Origin of the sequence: Xanthomonas bonasiae, from assembly GCF_017163705.1 — a bacterium.
Classification (GTDB): Bacteria; Pseudomonadota; Gammaproteobacteria; order Xanthomonadales; family Xanthomonadaceae; genus Xanthomonas_A; species Xanthomonas_A bonasiae.
This window is the reverse complement of record NZ_JAFIWB010000028.1, coordinates 44,767-60,745: the sequence shown is the minus strand read 5'-3', so window position 1 is coordinate 60,745 and position 15,979 is coordinate 44,767. Positions and strand designations below refer to the sequence as shown.

The window sequence follows — 15,979 nt, the reverse complement described above, 5'->3', positions numbered from 1 at the left end:
GGCTTGACCTGACCTGACCGCCGGTCAGGCGCTACGCCACGCAGCACCGGCTGGCGACCTGGCAGACCCAACGCGACCTACTCGGGAATCGATGACACGCCCTGGCGGCTCCGGCGCGGCGCGTTCCGAATCCGCGCACGAACTGATCCACCGGCAGTGGTTGATCGGCATCGCCGGCAGGAGTGCAATGGCAGCTTGCCCGCAGTGCAGCGGGCGCCCCCACGGAACGCCACCTTGAGCCATCTCTTCTCGCCCCTCGCCCTGGGGCCGCTGTCGTTGTCCAATCGCATCGTCATCGCGCCGATGTGCCAGTACTCCGCCGAGCACGGCCAGGCCAGCGACTGGCACACCATCCACCTCGGCCAGCTGGCGCAGTCCGGCGCCGGCCTGCTGATCCTGGAAGCCACCGCGGTGGAGCCGCGCGGGCGCATCAGCTACGCCGACCTGGGCCTGTGGGACGACGCCACCGAAGCGGCATTGCGCGGCGTGCTGGCCTCGGTGCGGCGCTGGTCGCCGATGCCGCTGGGGATCCAGCTCGCGCACGCGGGGCGCAAGGCATCCACCAACAAGCCGTGGGACGGCGGCGGCGCGATCGCGCCGGATCAGCCGAACGGCTGGCAGACCGTGGCGCCGTCGGCGCTGGCCTTCGCCGAACACGGCACGCCGCCGCAGGCGCTGGACCTGGTCGGCATCGACGCCATCGTCGCGGCGTTCGTCGCCTCGGCGCAGCGCGCCGAACGGCTGGGTTTCGAGCTGATCGAGCTGCATGCCGCGCACGGCTATCTGCTGCACCAGTTCCTGTCGCCGCTGAGCAACCAGCGCGAAGACGCCTACGGCGGCAGCCTGGAGAACCGCATGCGCCTGCTGTTGCGCGTGCATGCGGCGGTGCGCGCGGCGGTGTCGGCGTCGATCGCGGTGGGCGTGCGCATCTCCGCCACCGACTGGGTCGAGGGCGGCTGGGACGTGGCGCAGAGCGTCGCGTTGGCGCAGGCGCTGCAGGCGCAGGGCTGCGATTACCTGCACGTGTCCAGCGGCGGCCTCGACCGCCGCCAGCAGATTCCGCTGGCGGCCGGCTACCAGGTGCCGCAGGCCGAGGCGATCCATCGCGCAGTGCACATGCCGGTGATCGCGGTCGGCCTGATCACCGAGCCGCAGCACGCCGAGGCGATCCTGGCCGAGGGCCAGGCCGACGCGATCGCGCTGGCCCGCGGCATCCTCTACGACCCGCGCTGGCCGTGGCACGCCGCCGCCGCGCTGGGCGCCAAGCTGAAGCCGTCGCCGCAGTACCTGCGTTGCGAGCCGCGTTCGGCGCGCGGCCTGTTCGACGCGTGACCCGCGCGCGCTGCGCCGCGCAGGTCGCGGCATCCATCACGAGTTGTGCAAGGAGTTGGCGATGAGCATCGGATTTCTCGGCCTGGGCACGATGGGCCAGCCCATCGCGCACAACCTGCTGCGCGCCGGGCACGCGGTGACCGTGTGGAACCGCAGCGCGGCCGCGGCGCAGCCGCTGCTCGAGGCCGGCGCGCAGCTGGCCGCGCAGCCGGCCGACGCGGTGCGCGGTCCGGTGCTGTTCTCGATGCTGGCCGACGATGCGGCGGTGCGCGAGACCCTGCTCGAGCGCGGCGCGCTCGACGCGCTGCCGGCCGGCAGCGTGCACGTCAACATGGCCACGATCTCGGTGGCGCTGGCGCGCGAACTGAGCGCCCTGCACGCCGAACGCGGTGTGGCCTACCTGGCGATCCCGGTACTGGGCCGCAGCGACGTGGCCGCCGCCGGCCAGCTCAACCTGCTCGCCGCCGGCGATGCCGACGCGCTGGCGCGGGTGCAGCCGCTGCTCGACGTGATCGGGCGCAAGACCTGGTATTTCGGCGCGGCGCCGGAGCAGGCCAATGCGGTCAAGCTGGCCGCCAACCTGTGCCTGGCCAGCGCCATCGGCACCATGGCCGAAGCCTCGGCGCTGGTGCGCGGGCATGGCGTGGACGCGGCCGATTTCCTGGGCATGCTGGTCAACACCCTGTTCGCGGCACCGGCGTACCAGAACTACGGCGGCATGATCGCCGAGCAGCGCTACAGCCCGGCCGGCTTCAAGACCACGCTGGGGCTGAAGGACGTGCGCCTGGCCTTGAACGCCGGCGAGACCCGGCACGTGCCGATGCCGCTGGCGGCGGTGCTGCGCGACCAGTTCATCGATGCGCTCGCGCACGGCGACGGCGAGCTGGACTGGTCGGCGCTGGCCAAGGTCGCCGCACGCCGCGCCGGTCAGGCCTGAGCGTTCGCGGCTGCGGCGCGGCGGCAGCCATCTTCAGGTCGCCTTGTCGCGGTTTGGTGCAGACTGCGTCGCCGCGCTTGAGCTGGCCGCGTGCTTGCCGCTAAGGTGCGGCGGCCTGCAAGCGCATCATAGGAGGATGCCATGAGCCCGAATTCGTCCGACACCGGCGCCATGACGCCCATCCAGCCGCCGCGCGCCGTCGCACGCGAGGCCACGCTCGGCCCCGAGCACCCGGAGCATCCCGACCACCTGCTGTACGCACAGATCCGCGAAGGCGTGCATGCGCTGGACGCCGCCTGCGGCCGCGCGCCCGACGCGATCAGCGAGCGCATGGTGGCGCGGCTGCTGCCGCTGGCCAAGGAGTACGGCTTCGACCAGGTCGATCACGTGGTGCTGAGCCGCGAACTGGGCGAAGTGGAGCAGGGCGAGAACGTGTTCCTGGTGCGCGGCGACCTGGACGACCCGGCGCATCTGCGTGCGCACATCACCACCCACGAGGCGGTCGGCATGTCGGTGGAAGACTCGCTGGCGCGGCTGGAGAAGGTCAACCGGCGCCTGGCGCTGCGCCTGCGCCCGGAGTGAGCGCGGCCTGGCGCGCAGGCGAGGCTGTGTGCCGCCAGCATGCGGATGCCGCACCTTGCAGGAGCGGCTTCAGCCGCGACGAGTGAAGCGGTGCGCTTTCCTTCGCGGTAAAGGGTCGGGACTGAAGTCCCTCCCACAATGCACTCGGTTGGCCTGCCGCAAGTCCCTGTAGGAGCGGCTTCAGCCGCGACGAGCGAAGTGGTGCGCTTTCCTTCGCGGTAAAGCGTCGGGACTGAAGTCCCTCCCACAGTGCACCCGGCTGGCCTGCCGCAAGTCCCCTGTAGGAGCGGCTTCAGCCGCGACAGGACCTATCGGTAAAGCCCGTCGCGGCTGAAGCCGCTCCTACATTCGGCAAGACGCCCGGCAATGTCGCTGCGGCATCCGCAGCCCACCATCCCGAGTCCCGAATTCTCCCCTATCATTGCGCGGATGCGCCCCGACTACATCCTGACCCTGTCCTGCCCGGACCGTACCGGCATCGTCTACCGCGTCAGTGGCCTGCTGTTCGAGCACGGCTGCAATATCCTCGACGCACAGCAGTTCGGCGACGAGGAGAGCGGTCGCTTCTTCCTGCGCGTGCATTTCGACGTGCCCGCCGACGGCATCGTCGCTGCGGTGAAAGTGCAGCTGGCGCCGCTCGCCGCCGACTACGCGATGGACTGGCAGCTGCACGATGCGCGGCGCCGCGCGCGCCTGCTGGTGCTGGTCAGCAAGCAGGGCCACTGCCTCAACGATCTGCTGTTTCGCGCGCACAGCCGGCAGCTGCGCGTGGACATCGCCGCGGTGGCGTCCAATCACAGTGATTTCGCCACGCTGGCGCGCTCCTACGACGTGCCGTTCCACCACCTGCCGGTCGGCGCCGACAACCGCGCCGAACAGGAAGCGCAGCTGCTGGCGCTGGTGGAGCGCGAGCGCATCGACCTGGTGGTGCTGGCGCGCTACATGCAGATCCTGTCGCCGACGCTGTGCGCCGCGCTGGCCGGGCGCGCGATCAACATCCACCACAGCTTCCTGCCCAGCTTCAAGGGCGCGCAGCCGTACCACCAGGCGCACGCGCGCGGGGTCAAGATCATCGGCGCCACCGCGCACTACGTCACCGGCGATCTCGACGAAGGCCCGATCATCGAACAGGACGTGGCCCGCGTGGACCACGCGATGACCCCGCGCGACCTGGTGCGCCTGGGCAGCGACACCGAGTCGCAGGTGCTGGCCCGCGCGGTGCGCCGCCATGTCGAGCATCGCATTCTGCTCAACGGGCATCGGACGGTGGTGTTTCGGTGAGGCCGGGATTGGGGATTGGTGATTCGGGATTGGGAAAAGCGGCTTGACGGACTACCGTTTCAGCCGTGGCGCTGCCGGCTCTTGCGAATCCCCAATCCCCAATCCCGAATCACGGCTCAAACCGATACCCCGCCCCATACACCGAGCGCACCCACTCTTCGCCGCCGACGTCGGCGAGCTTGCGGCGCAGGTTCTTGACGTGGCTGTCCACGGTGCGGTCGGTGACGATGCGGTGGTCGGCATACAGCCGGTCCATCAGCTGTTCGCGCGAATACACCCGGCCCGGGGCGGTGGCCAGGGTGCGCAGCAGGCGGAACTCCACCTGGGTCAGGTCCAGGTCGCGGCCATGCACGCTGGCGCGGCAGGCGTCTTCGTCGATGCGCAGGCCCGGCGCTGCGGCGTCGTTGGGATCGTGGCGATGGCGGCGCAGCACCGCCTGCACCCGCGCCACCACCTCGCGCGGACTGAACGGCTTGCAGATGTAGTCGTCGGCGCCGATCTCCAGGCCGAGCAGGCGGTCGATCTCCTCCACGCGCGCGGTGACCATGATCACCGGCACCGCGCTTTCCTTGCGCAGGTCGCGGCAGATTTCCAGGCCGTCGCGGTTGGGCAGCATCAGGTCCAGCAGCACCAGGTCCGGCTTCTGCGCGCGGAACGCGCCCAGCGCCTGCGCGCCATCGGCGATCCAGTCGTGCGAATAGCCGGCCGCATGCAGGTATTCGCGCATCACCGCGGCCAGGCGCGGTTCGTCTTCGACGATCAGGATGTGGCCGATCGGATCCAGGCCGTTCATGCCGGCAGCGCCGGCAGGCGCAGCACCACGCGCAGGCCGCCGAGCGCGGAGGCCTCGGCGTTGATCGAGCCGCCGTGCGCTTCGGCGATGTTGCGGCAGATCGCCAGGCCCAGGCCGCTGCCGCCGCTGGCGCGGTTGCGCGAGGCCTCGGTGCGGTAGAAGCGTTCGAACAGGCGCTCGCGCTTGTCCGCGTCCACGCCCGGCGCGCTGTCCTCGACCACCAGTTCCAGCACCGTGTCGCGACGCACGCAGCTGACCCGCACCGTGCCGCCGGCATCGGTATAGCGCAGCGTGTTCTCCAGCAGGTTGCCGAGCAGTTGCTGCAGCCGGCGCTCGTCGCCGTCCACCTGCAGCGGGCCGGCGTCGATCTGCACCTGCAACTGCAACGGCGCGGCGGCGAAGCGCGCCTGCACGCCGGCCAGCACCGTGGCCAGGATCAGCGCCAGATCGACCGGCGCGCGCCGGTAGGCGAGCGCGCCGACGTCGGTGAGCGAGACGTCGTACAGGTCTTCGATCAGCTTGCCGAGCTGGCCGACCTGCTGGTGCAGCGAGCCCAGCGAGGCCGGGGTCATCGGCCGGATGCCGTCCTGCAGCGCTTCCAGTTCGGCGCGCAGCACCGCCAGCGGCGTGCGCAGTTCGTGCGAGATGTCGGCCATGAACTCGCGGCGTGCGCGTTCGTTGTGTTCCAGCGCCTGCGCCAGCAGGTTGAAGTCGCGCGCCAGCTGGCCGAATTCGTCGCGCGCGCCGGTGTCGATGCGGGTGGCGTAATCGCCGGCAGCCAGGCGATGGGTGGCGCCGGTGAGGCCGCGCATGCGCCGCAGCAAGGCGCGCGACAGCAGCCAGCCGAGCAGCGCGGCGACCAGCAGCGAGGCGCTGCCGATCGTCCACCATGCGCGTTGCTGCGCCTGGTAGAAGCGCGCGTCCTCGGCCGCCAGCACCTTCTGGAACGGCAGCATCGCCATCCAGCCGACGGTGCGGCCGTCGACCACGATCGGACGCAGGATGTCGTCGCGGCCGACATCGGGATTGCCGATCACCGAGCGGTAGTTCTGGTCGAGCACGGCGAAGCGGAAGACCGCGCCGGTCTGGTCGGACACCGGCGGCGGCAGGCGCGGCAGGCCAGGGCCGTGCTCCGGACGCATCAGCACGAACCAGGCATCGGGATTGTCGCGCACGAAGTCCCAGTTGCCATGCCGCGCGTACTCGGCCCTGACCCGCGGCAAGGTCTCCAGCATGCGCTCCACGCCCTGTTCGTTGAGGTAATCCAGGAACTGGCGCTTGAGGAAGACCTGCACGGCCATGCCATTGACCAGCAGCACCGCCACGCACGCGGCGAGGATGGCGAGGAACAGCTTGGCGGTGATGCCCAGTTTCATCGGAGAGGCAATGCGGGACGCGGCGACGGGGGGTGTTGCGTATTAGCCGCGTCGCCGCAGGGGAAATCAAGCGAATCCGCGCCGCTGCCGGCAATCTCCAAATTTGCTGCACATTCGCGCCGTAGCGTGGCCACATTCGGATAAACCGTGAGTTCGCCGCATGCTGCCCGTCGTCGCCCGTCGCTTCCCCGTCTCGTCCTCGCGCTGGTTGCTGGCCGCGGCCATCGCCGCGGCAGTGGCCGCGTGTTCCTCCAAGCAGCCGCCGCAGATGCCGCAGGCGCAGGTCGGCGTGCAGACGGTGAAGGCGCAGCGGCTGGCGCTGGACCAGACCCTGTCCGGCCGCACCGTGGCCTACATGACCTCGGACGTGCGCCCGCAGGTCGGCGGCATCCTGCGCAAGCGCCTGTTCACCGAGGGCCAGGACGTCAAGGCCGGGCAGGTGCTGTACGAGATCGATCCGGCCAGCTACCAGGCGGCGTACGACACCGCCAAGGGCGACCTGGCCCAGGCCGAGGCGGCGGTGCTGTCGGCCAGGCCGAAGGCGCAGCGCTACCAGACCCTGGTCGCGCTGGACGCGGTCAGCAAGCAGGACGGCGACGACGCGGTGGCCACGCTGCGCTCGAACGAGGCGGCGGTGGTCGCGGCCAAGGCCTCGCTGCAGACCGCGCGGATCAATCTCGACTACACCCGCATTACCGCGCCGATCGACGGCCGCATCGGCACCTCCAGCTACACGCCGGGCGCGCTGGTCAGCGCCGGCCAGAGCGACGTGCTGGCCACCATCAACCAGCTCGATCCGATGTACGTGGACGTGACCCAGTCCAGCGCGCAACTGCTGCAGCTGCGCCGCCAGCTCGACGCCGGCCAGCTCAAGGCGGTGGACGGCAAGGCCGAAGTGAAGCTGCAGCTGGAGGACGGCAGCACCTACGCGCGCAGCGGCACGCTGGAAGTGGTGGATGCCGCGGTCGATACCGCCACCGGCACGGTCAAGCTGCGTGCGGTGGTGCCCAATCCCGATCGTCTGTTGCTGCCGGGCATGTACGTCAAGGCGGTGCTGTCGATGGCGGTGGACGAGCAGGCCATCCTGGTGGCGCAGCAGGCGATCAGCCGCAACAGCAAGGGCGAGGCGGTGGCACTGGTGGTCGGCAGCGACAACAAGGTCGCGCAGCGGGTGCTGACCACCGGCGATGCGATCGGCGACAAGTGGGTGGTGCGCGACGGGCTGAAGGTGGGCGACAAGGTCATCGTGCAGGGCGTGCAGAAGGTTTCGGTCGGCGCCCAGGTCAAGGCGGTGGAAGTAACCGCGACCGATGCGGCCACCACCGCACCCGCGGCCACGCAGGGCGCCGCGGCCGCGCCGAAGGCCGACTGAGGAACCGCCATGGCCCGTTTCTTCATCGACCGTCCCATCTTCGCCTGGGTCATCGCGATCGTCATCACCCTGGCCGGCGCGATCTCGATCCTGTCGCTGCCGCTGGAGCAGTATCCGGACATCGCTCCGCCTTCGATCACCGTCAGCGCCACCTACACCGGCGCCTCCGCCGAGACCGTGCAGAACTCGGTGACGCAGATCCTCGAGCAGCAGATGACCGGCCTGGACAACCTGCTGTACATGTCCTCCAGCAGCAGCTCCGCCGGCAGCGCCTCGATCACCCTGACCTTCGATTCCGGCACCGATCCGGACACCGCGCAGGTGCAGGTGCAGAACAAGGTCTCGCAAGGCGAGTCGATGCTGCCCGAGGCGGTGCAGAGCAATGGCGTGACCGTCACCAAGTCCGCCGGCAGCAGCATGTTCATGGTGCTGGCCTTCACCTCCGAAGACGGCAGCATGGACAGCACCGACATCGGCGACTACATGGTGTCCACGCTGCAGGACCCGATCAGCCGGCTCAACGGCATCGGCGGGGTCAACGTGTTCGGCTCCGAGTATTCGATGCGGGTGTGGCTGGATCCGGAAAAGCTGCGCACCTATGCGTTGATGCCCTCGGACGTGAGCAACGCGATCTCGGCGCAGAACGCCGACGTCTCCTCCGGCGCGCTCGGCGCGCTGCCGGCGGCGCAGGGCCAGCAACTCAACGCCACGGTCACCTCGCGCAGCAAGCTCAAGACCCCGGCGCAGTTCGAGGCGATCGTGCTGAAGTCGCAGGCCGGCGGCGCCACCGTGTACCTGCGCGACGTGGCGCGGGTCGAACTGGGTTCCAAGTCGTATTCGTCCAGTTCCAAGTACAACGGCAAGGCCGCCTCCGGCATGGGCCTGCAACTGGCCACCGGCGCCAACGCGCTGGACGCGGCCAAGGCGGTGGAAGCCAAGTTGGAGCAGCTCAAGCCGTATTTCCCGGCCGGCCTAAAATACGAAGTCGCCTACGACACCACGCCGTTCGTGCGCATCTCCATCGAGGAAGTGGTCAAGACCCTGCTCGAGGCGATCGTGCTGGTGGTGCTGGTGATGTACCTGTTCCTGCAAAACTGGCGCGCCACGCTGGTGCCGGTGATCGCGGTGCCGGTGGTGCTGCTGGGCACGTTCGGCGTGCTGGCCTTGCTCGGCTATTCGATCAACACCCTGACCATGTTCGCGATGGTGCTGGCGATCGGCCTGCTGGTGGACGATGCGATCGTGGTGGTGGAGAACGTCGAGCGCTTGATGAGCGAGGAGGGCATGTCGCCGCGGCAGGCGACCTATACCTCGATGGGGCAGATCACCGGCGCGCTGGTCGGCATCGCCCTGGTGCTGACCGCGGTGTTTCTGCCGATGGCGTTCTTCGGCGGCGCCACCGGCGAGATCTACCGCCAGTTCTCGGTGACCATCGCCGCGGCGATGCTGCTGTCGCTGCTGGTGGCGCTGACCCTGAGTCCGGCGCTGTGCGCCAGCCTGCTCAAGCCGATCGAGCAGGGCGGCCACGTGTCACGCAAGGGCCTGCTCGGGCGCTTCTTCACCTGGTTCAACGACCGCTTCGACCGCGGTGCCGATGGCTACGGTCGCGGCGTGGGCAAGCTGATCGGCCACCGCAAGCTCGGCGGGCTGGTCTATCTGGTGCTGCTCGCGGTGATGGCGCTGCTGTTCTGGCGCCTGCCCAGCTCGTTCCTGCCCGAAGAAGATCAGGGCATGCTGATGGTGATGTTCACCACGCCGGCCGGCGCCACCCAGCAGCGCACCCAGCAGTCGATCGATCAGGCCACCGGCTTCATCCTCAAGCAGCCGGAAGTGGCGGGGGTGATGACCATCTCCGGCTTCAGCTTCGCCGGCAGCAGCCAGAACTCGGGCATGGGCTTCATCAAGCTCAAGGATTGGGCTGAGCGCGATGCCTCCGCGCAGGAAATCGCCAACCGCATCACCGGCGCGATGATGGGCGCGCTGCCCGACGCGCAGGTGTTCGCGTTGTCGCCGCCGGCGATCAACGGCCTGGGCACCAGTTCCGGCTTCACCCTGGAACTGCAGGACGTGGCCGGCAAGGGCCACGACGCGCTGGTCGCCGCACGCCAGCAATTGCTGCAGCTGGCCAACGCGGACAAGGGCATGACCGCGGTGCGCTTCAACGGCCTGGAAGACGCGCCGACCTACCGCGTGCAGATCGACGACGCCAAGGCCGGCGCGCTCGGCCTGGACGCGTCGGACATCAACACCACGCTGGCCACGGTGATGGGCGGCAGCTACGTCAACGATTTCCTCAACAACAACCGGGTCAAGCGCGTCTACGTGCAGGGCGAGGCGAGCGCGCGCATGCTGCCCAGCGACATCGGCCGTTGGTACGTGCGCAACAGCAGCGAGGCGATGGTGCCGTTCTCGGCCTTCTCCAGCAGCGCATGGGCGTATGCGCCGCAGGTACTGAATCGCTTCAACGGGGTCGAGTCGATGGAGATCACCGGCAGCGCCGCCAGCGGCATCAGCTCCGGCGACGCGATGAACGGCATCGCCGGGCTGGTCGGCAAGGTGGGCAAGGATGTCGGCTACGCCTGGTCGGGCATGTCCTACCAGGAGCAGGCTTCCGGCGCGCAGACCTGGATGCTGTACGCGGTGTCGCTGGTGTTCGTGTTCCTGTGCCTGGCGGCGCTGTACGAGAGCTGGTCGATCCCGATCTCGGTGATGCTGGCGGTGCCGGTGGGCATCGTCGGCGCGCTGCTGGCGACGTGGCTGCGCGGGTTGTCCAACGACATCTACTTCCAGGTCGGCCTGCTGGCGACGATGGGCCTGGCGGCCAAGAACGGCATCCTGATCGTCGAGTTCGCCAAGGAACTGGAAGAGAAGGGCCAGCCGCTGATCGAAGCCACGCTGCATGCCGCGCGCATGCGTCTGCGGCCGATCCTGATGACCTCGCTGGCGTTCATGCTCGGCGTGCTGCCGATGGTGATCAGCAGCGGCGCCGGTTCGGGCGGGCGCCATTCGCTGGGCACCGGCGTGCTCGGCGGCACCCTGATCTCGACCATGCTCGGCATCTTCTTCGTACCGCTGTTCTACGTGATCGTGCGCAGTCTGTTCCCCGGCAAGCGGGCCGAACCGGAACCGCTGCGCAGCGAGGAGGCAACGCCGTGATCCGAGTGTCCCTGATCCGTACCGCGCTGGCCCTGGCCTGCGCCGGTGTCCTCGCCGGCTGCGCCAGCATGGCGCCGAGCTACGCCCGTCCCGACGCGCCGGTGCCGGCCACCTTCGCCGACAGCGGCACCGGTAGCGGCGATGCCGCCGATGTGGCCACGCTGGACTGGCGCCAGGTGTTCCTGGACCCGCGCCTGCAGCAGGTGATCGCGCAGGCGCTGGACAACAACCGCGACCTGCGCGTGGCCGTGCTCAACATCGACAAGGCGCGCGCGCAGTACCGCATCCAGCGGGCCGATCTGTTCCCGTCGGTGGACCTCAGCGGCAGCCAGAGCGCCTCGCGCAGCAGTGCGTCCACCAGCAGCAGCGGACGCTCCGAAGTGGGCCGCACCTACGCGGCCGACGTCGGCATCAGCAGCTGGGAGCTGGACCTGTTCGGGCGCATCCGCAGCCTGAAGAACGAGGCGCTGGAAACCTATCTGGCCACGGCGCAGACCCAGCGCAGCACGCGCATGAGCCTGGTCGCCGAAGTCGCCGCCGACTGGCTGACCGTGGCCGCCGACCAGCAGCGGCTGGCGCTGGCGCAGCAGACCCTGGACAGCCAGCGGCAGACCCTGAAGCTCACCGAGGCGCGGCATCAGGAAGGCATTGCCTCCGGGCTGGATCTGGCGCAGGTGCAGACCAGCGTGGAGAGCGCGCGTGCCGACGTGGCCAGCTACACCACGCAGTTGGCCACCTCGCGCAATGCGCTGGACCTGGTGGTCGGCGCGCCGGTGACGGCGGATACGTTGCCGCAGGCGACCGCACTGGAAAGCGGCGTGGCGCTGGCGCCGCTGCCGTCGCCGCTGCCGTCGCGCGTGCTGCTGCAGCGCCCGGACGTGCTGTACGCCGAGCACACGCTGAAATCGGCCAATGCCGACATCGGCGCGGCGCGCGCGGCGTTCTTCCCGACCATCTCGCTGACCGCCTCCACCGGGCGCAGCAGCACCGCGCTGTCCAGCCTGTTCGACGCCGGCAACCGCACCTGGTCGTTCGTGCCCAGCATCAGCGTACCGATCTTCCGTGCCGGCGCGCTCAAGGCCGAGTTGGACGAATCCAAGATCACCCGCGACGTCAATGTCGCCGAGTACGAGCAGGCCATCCAGACCGCCTTCAGCGAAGTGGCCGATGCGCTGGCCACGCGTGCGCAACTGGACGAACGCATGGACGCGCAGCGCGCGCTGGTGGATGTCACCCAGCGCAGCTACACCCTGGCCGACGCAAGCTATCGCAACGGCGTGGACAGCTACCTGGACGCTCTGGACTCGCAGCGCTCGCTGTACTCCGCGCAGCAGGACCTGATCACCCTGCGCCTGACCGAGGCCAGCAACCGCGTGACCCTGTACAAGGTGCTCGGCGGCGGTGCCGACGCGCAGAGCGGCATGCCTGTGGCGGAGGCAGGGCGTTAGCGCCTCCCCGATGCCTGTAGGAGCGGCTTCAGCCGCGACGGGCGTTACCGGTAGTGCCGCCTGTCGCGGCTGAAGCCGCTCCTACAAAAAGCGGCATTCGGATCGAAACTGCACCGAGCCTACAGGCCCGGTGCAGCCGCTTTTGCCAATCCCCAATCCCAATCCCGGCCCCTCACCGCGCCGCGTTGGCGTTCATCGTCGCGTTGCGGCTGGCGTCCAGGTATTGCGCCGGATCGCGCATGCCGGTGGTGTGGCACTGGCCGGTGGTGTGGCCGCGGTTGACCCCGCCCGGCAGCTGCGCGTTGACCTGCTCGACCACGCCGTCCTCCGGGTCGTCCAGCACCAGGTCCGAGGCCGCGTTGCAGTAGTCGTTGGTGTACCAGTTGGTCTTGGCGAAGGAGGTGGTGTAGTAGTTGACCAGCGCCCGCGCCGAGGTCGGGATGCCGGCCAGCCAGGCCTTGGCGCCGTCGTAGGTCAGGTCGCTGTTGCTGCCGCAGCCCACGCCGAACCACGACCCCACCGTGGCCAGGATGCCGGACAGGTTGGTGCCCTGGTAGGGCGTGCCCACCGACTGCATGACGCGCCCGCCGCTGGCATTGTCCAGCCCGCTCCAGTAGTAGCTGTACAGGTGCAGCGCGGCCATGCCGCCCTGGCTGTGCGCCACCGTGCCGAACGAATTCCACTGGCTGCCGAACTGCCCCAGCAATTGCGCGAACTGGTCGTTGCCGCGGTTCTGGTTGGCGTCCAGGAAGGTCGAGGCGTTGCTGAACTGCGCCGCCGGCCACACCCCGCCGGAGCAATAGCCATGCACCAGCACCAGGCGCTTGCCGGTCGCCTGCGCTTGCGCATCGGTCGCCGCGCGCTGCAGCGTCGCCGGGCGCTCGCCCATGCGCATGCTGGCGTCGATCGCGCCGCCGCGCGCCACGCTGCTGCGGCGCAGCGCCGGCAGGGTCAGTGCCAGCGTGTCGCGGGTGGCTAGCGGCACGAAATGGTCCGGGTCCTCGATACGCAGGTTGCGCAGCGTGAACGGCGCGCGCGCGCCGGCACGCACGATCCAGCGTTCGTCCACGCTCAGCGGCAGGCGCCCGTTCTGCGGCGCGAGCATGCCGCCGAGCCAGGCCACCGGCACCGCGCTGCCGTCGCGGCCGGTGCCCCACAGTTCGCCGAGCACGCGGTAATGCGCCGGCGCCTGGCCGCTGGCGCTGACCGGGATCGGCAGCGCCAGGCGGGTGCCGTCCTGTGCGCTGGCGCTCACCGCGTCGGCGGCGATGCGCAAGCTGGTGTCGAGCACCGGCAGCACGTGTTCGGAGGTGCGCACGAAGGCCTGGCCGGCCGCGTCCTCGCCGTGCACCACCACCTGCGCGAGATAGCTGCCTGGCGCCTTTGCCGGGAAATCGCCGGCATAGACGCCGTCGCCGGCGGCGCCGTCGCCATGGCGGCCGTCGTCGGCCATCGGCCACTGCGTCACCGTGCCGTCGGGCGCAGTCACGCGCAGCTGCGCATCGCGGATGTGCCCGGTAGTGGCGCCGAGCGTGGTGGCGCCGTGGTTGTCGCTGCCGCCGAGCATCGCGGTCAGGCCGATGCGCTGCCCGCTGTGCAGCTGCCGGCGGTCGCTGGGATAGGACGCCAGCTGGGTGCGCGCATCGCCTTCCATCAACAGGTAGCCGCGTTGCGCGGCGCCGCCGTCGGCGCGCAGGGTCAGGGTCCAGCTGCCGTTGGCGGCGCTGTCCACGCGGTACTCGCGCCCCGGCAGCGCGGTGTCGCCGCTGCCCAGGCGGGTGGCGACGGCGTTCGGCACGATGGCGGCGGCGCTGGCGCGAGCGTTCGCCGCGCCGGGCGCGTGCAACTGCGGTTGCCAGTCGTGCGTGCCGGACAGCAGCACGAAGCGCAGCTTGCCGTTTTCCACCGGCAGCGTCGCCTGCCATTGCGCCGCCTCGCCGCTGCGTGCGGAAGCGAATTCCACCGGCAGCAACGCGCTCTTGGACAGGATCGCGGCCTCGGCCGGCGCCGGCGCGCGCATCTGCGCGAATTCCTCGGGAGGACCGGCCAATTGTTTGGGAACCAGCTCGGCCGCATGCGCGAGCATGGGCGACAGCAGCAGCGTGGACAGCAGGGACAACGTCGGTAGCGTCGACATGGCGGCTCTCTCCTTGAACAGTGCGAAGCCGGACAGTGCGCCGATCGCGATTGCGATCGCACGCCTGCGCAGCGGATGCAGCGCCCCCTCGCCGCGACGTGACTGCGTTATACCCCGCCACGATGACAGTTCCACGATGCGCTGCAGCACCGCCGCGCGCGTTGCGTTGTGGTGCAGACGCGGCGGATGGTCTAGTGTCTGCGCTGGGGCGGCACCACGGTGCCGGCGGGGATGCTGGAACAGCCAGGGGGATGTCCGGATGCTGCGCAATGCACTGCATTTGTCTATTTTTTGCGCCGCGCTGGCGCCCGTCGCGGGCCTGGCGCAAGCGCCTGCGCCGATCCGCAGCGCGTTCGCCTTCTGCAGCGTGACCGACACCGGCGGGGTGCCGGCCAAGGTCTGGGCCTCGCCGGTCGTCGAGGTGTCCTATCAAGACGACGCCACCGGCTGGCTGCGACGCAGCAACGAGCTGGCCAGCGATTTCCTGCAGCATGTGGGCAGCCTGGGCGGGGCCGGAACCAAGGAATGCGCGCTCGGTCCCGGGCGCGAGGACGCGCTGGCGCAGCGCGAGCAGCAGCGCGCCATATGGAGCAAACGCCTGTTCCTGATGAAGGTGGGCAGCTGGCGCGACGTGGACTGGACGCCGCCGCCGTGGGATGCCACGGCCAAGGCGCCTGCGCAGACGATGCGCTATTTCTACTGCTACGCGACCCAGGTCGATATTCCCGATCGCAGCGACCTGGCGCGCACGGTCGCCAGCCAGGTCTTCGTCATGCCCACCGGCGCCGATCCGATGGCGGTCTACACGCAGAGTGCGGCGTACGCCGAGGAATTCAAGCAGACCGTGCGCGCGCATGGCCTGCCGGACGAAGGCACCACCTGCACCGCGTACGACACCCAGGGCGAAGCAGGCAAGGCCAGTCGCGACTATCGCAGGCTGTTCGGCGGGTTCAACACCAAGTTCACCGAAGTGGCGTGGATGCCTAGCGGGCGGACGCCCGCCGCGGTTGCTGCTTCGCCGACCTCGCCGTCCGCAACGCAGATCGTGGCCGCTGCGGCGGCGGCACCCAGAGCGCTGGGAGTGGGTATCGCGCCGGTCACCGCGGAAGTGGCGCAGGCCACCGGACTGCCTGCCGCGCGCGGCGCATGGATCGTGAAGGTGATCGATGGCAGCGTCGCCATGCACGCCGGGATCAAACCGATGGACGTGTTGCTGGAGATCGACGGCCGGCCTGTCGGCGCCCCTCAGGACGTGCGGCCCCTGGTGGCTGGGCTACGCGCAGGTATTCCGGTGCCGGCGCAGATATGGCGCGATCGCCGCATGCAGCAACTGAGCCTGCTGTTTGCAGACGGCACTGCCGCTGCGGTGCCCGCGCCAGTGCCCGCCGCCGCTGCGGCAACGACGGAGTGAGTCGCGCTCGACTGTAGCGTTGCGGGGGTGCTTTGCCATCTGCGGCGTGTTCGTCGCATCAGCCCGCGATGCGCAGCGCGGTGCGGCAGGGCAGGCCTGCTCCCCAGGACCGGCGCATCAATCAGGCGCTGCGCGGCGATGCCGGCGAACCGGC

At 69.8% G+C, this 15,979-nt stretch carries 11 protein-coding genes; 8 read left to right on the top strand and 3 right to left on the bottom strand.

Features of this window, described 5'->3' with window-relative positions; translation table 11 throughout:
* The first annotated feature begins 234 nt into the window (after positions 1-234).
* The 4 genes from JR064_RS19420 to purU all read left to right on the top strand — a co-directional run bounded on the left by JR064_RS19420 (position 235) and on the right by purU (position 4,132).
* Positions 235-1,332, top strand: coding sequence for an NADH:flavin oxidoreductase/NADH oxidase (locus tag JR064_RS19420; RefSeq protein WP_206230803.1), 1,098 nt, complete (start codon positions 235-237; stop codon positions 1,330-1,332).
* Positions 1,333-1,393: 61 nt separating this feature from the next.
* Positions 1,394-2,269 (top strand): NAD(P)-dependent oxidoreductase, encoded by an 876-nt coding sequence (locus tag JR064_RS19415; RefSeq protein ID WP_206230802.1) that lies wholly within the window; start codon positions 1,394-1,396, stop codon positions 2,267-2,269.
* Positions 2,270-2,440: 171 nt separating this feature from the next.
* Positions 2,441-2,851, top strand: coding sequence for an XVIPCD domain-containing protein (locus JR064_RS19410; protein WP_179570534.1), 411 nt, complete (start codon positions 2,441-2,443; stop codon positions 2,849-2,851).
* 429 nt (positions 2,852-3,280) lie between these two features.
* On the top strand, positions 3,281-4,132 hold the full coding sequence (gene purU / locus JR064_RS19405) for a formyltetrahydrofolate deformylase (RefSeq protein WP_206230801.1): 852 nt from the start codon (positions 3,281-3,283) through the stop codon (positions 4,130-4,132).
* Positions 4,133-4,241: 109 nt separating this feature from the next.
* On the opposite strand, the gene JR064_RS19400 is transcribed toward purU, so the two are convergent.
* Together JR064_RS19400 and baeS are read right to left on the bottom strand one after the other, a co-directional pair.
* On the bottom strand, positions 4,242-4,925 hold the full coding sequence (locus tag JR064_RS19400) for a response regulator (protein WP_179569706.1): 684 nt from the start codon (positions 4,923-4,925) through the stop codon (positions 4,242-4,244).
* Positions 4,922-6,301 carry a sensor histidine kinase efflux regulator BaeS gene (baeS, locus tag JR064_RS19395; protein ID WP_206230800.1) on the bottom strand — a complete coding sequence of 460 codons (1,380 nt, stop codon included), beginning with the start codon at positions 6,299-6,301 and terminating at the stop codon, positions 4,922-4,924. Before baeS ends, JR064_RS19400 begins: the two co-directional genes overlap by 4 nt.
* A 160-nt stretch (positions 6,302-6,461) precedes the next feature.
* Here baeS and JR064_RS19390 point away from each other — a divergent pair, with 160 nt between their 5' ends.
* Genes JR064_RS19390 through JR064_RS19380 form a run of 3 tightly spaced genes read left to right on the top strand, consistent with a single transcriptional unit; the run spans position 6,462 to position 12,277 of the window.
* Positions 6,462-7,673 (top strand): efflux RND transporter periplasmic adaptor subunit, encoded by a 1,212-nt coding sequence (locus JR064_RS19390; protein WP_206230799.1) that lies wholly within the window; start codon positions 6,462-6,464, stop codon positions 7,671-7,673.
* Positions 7,674-7,682: 9 nt separating this feature from the next.
* Complete coding sequence (locus JR064_RS19385) at positions 7,683-10,829, top strand: efflux RND transporter permease subunit (protein WP_206230798.1); 3,147 nt, start codon at positions 7,683-7,685, stop codon at positions 10,827-10,829.
* 5 nt (positions 10,830-10,834) lie between these two features.
* Positions 10,835-12,277, top strand: coding sequence for an efflux transporter outer membrane subunit (locus JR064_RS19380; RefSeq protein ID WP_338123908.1), 1,443 nt, complete (start codon positions 10,835-10,837; stop codon positions 12,275-12,277).
* Positions 12,278-12,449: 172 nt separating this feature from the next.
* Here JR064_RS19380 and JR064_RS19375 read toward each other — a convergent pair whose 3' ends face one another.
* Positions 12,450-14,414, bottom strand: a complete 1,965-nt coding sequence (locus JR064_RS19375) for a choice-of-anchor X domain-containing protein (RefSeq protein WP_206230797.1) — start codon at positions 14,412-14,414, stop codon at positions 12,450-12,452.
* Between JR064_RS19375 and JR064_RS19370 the strand changes: the two genes are divergently transcribed.
* Positions 14,362-15,825: a S1C family serine protease gene (locus JR064_RS19370; RefSeq protein WP_206230796.1), complete on the top strand. Its 1,464-nt coding sequence runs from the start codon at positions 14,362-14,364 to the stop codon at positions 15,823-15,825. The two genes, JR064_RS19375 and JR064_RS19370, sit on opposite strands and share 53 nt — an antisense overlap.
* The last annotated feature ends 154 nt before the right edge of the window (positions 15,826-15,979 follow it).

Coding starts and splice junctions, on each gene's coding strand:
- JR064_RS19415 (WP_206230802.1), top strand. CDS start 1,394: ATGAGCATCGGATTTCTCGGCCTGGGCACGATGGGCCAGCCCATCGCG.
- JR064_RS19410 (WP_179570534.1), top strand. CDS start 2,441: ATGACGCCCATCCAGCCGCCGCGCGCCGTCGCACGCGAGGCCACGCTC.
- purU (WP_206230801.1), top strand. CDS start 3,281: ATGCGCCCCGACTACATCCTGACCCTGTCCTGCCCGGACCGTACCGGC.
- JR064_RS19400 (WP_179569706.1), bottom strand. CDS start 4,925: ATGAACGGCCTGGATCCGATCGGCCACATCCTGATCGTCGAAGACGAA.
- baeS (WP_206230800.1), bottom strand. CDS start 6,301: ATGAAACTGGGCATCACCGCCAAGCTGTTCCTCGCCATCCTCGCCGCG.
- JR064_RS19390 (WP_206230799.1), top strand. CDS start 6,462: ATGCTGCCCGTCGTCGCCCGTCGCTTCCCCGTCTCGTCCTCGCGCTGG.
- JR064_RS19385 (WP_206230798.1), top strand. CDS start 7,683: ATGGCCCGTTTCTTCATCGACCGTCCCATCTTCGCCTGGGTCATCGCG.
- JR064_RS19370 (WP_206230796.1), top strand. CDS start 14,362: ATGGGCGACAGCAGCAGCGTGGACAGCAGGGACAACGTCGGTAGCGTC.
- JR064_RS19375 (WP_206230797.1), bottom strand. CDS start 14,414: ATGTCGACGCTACCGACGTTGTCCCTGCTGTCCACGCTGCTGCTGTCG.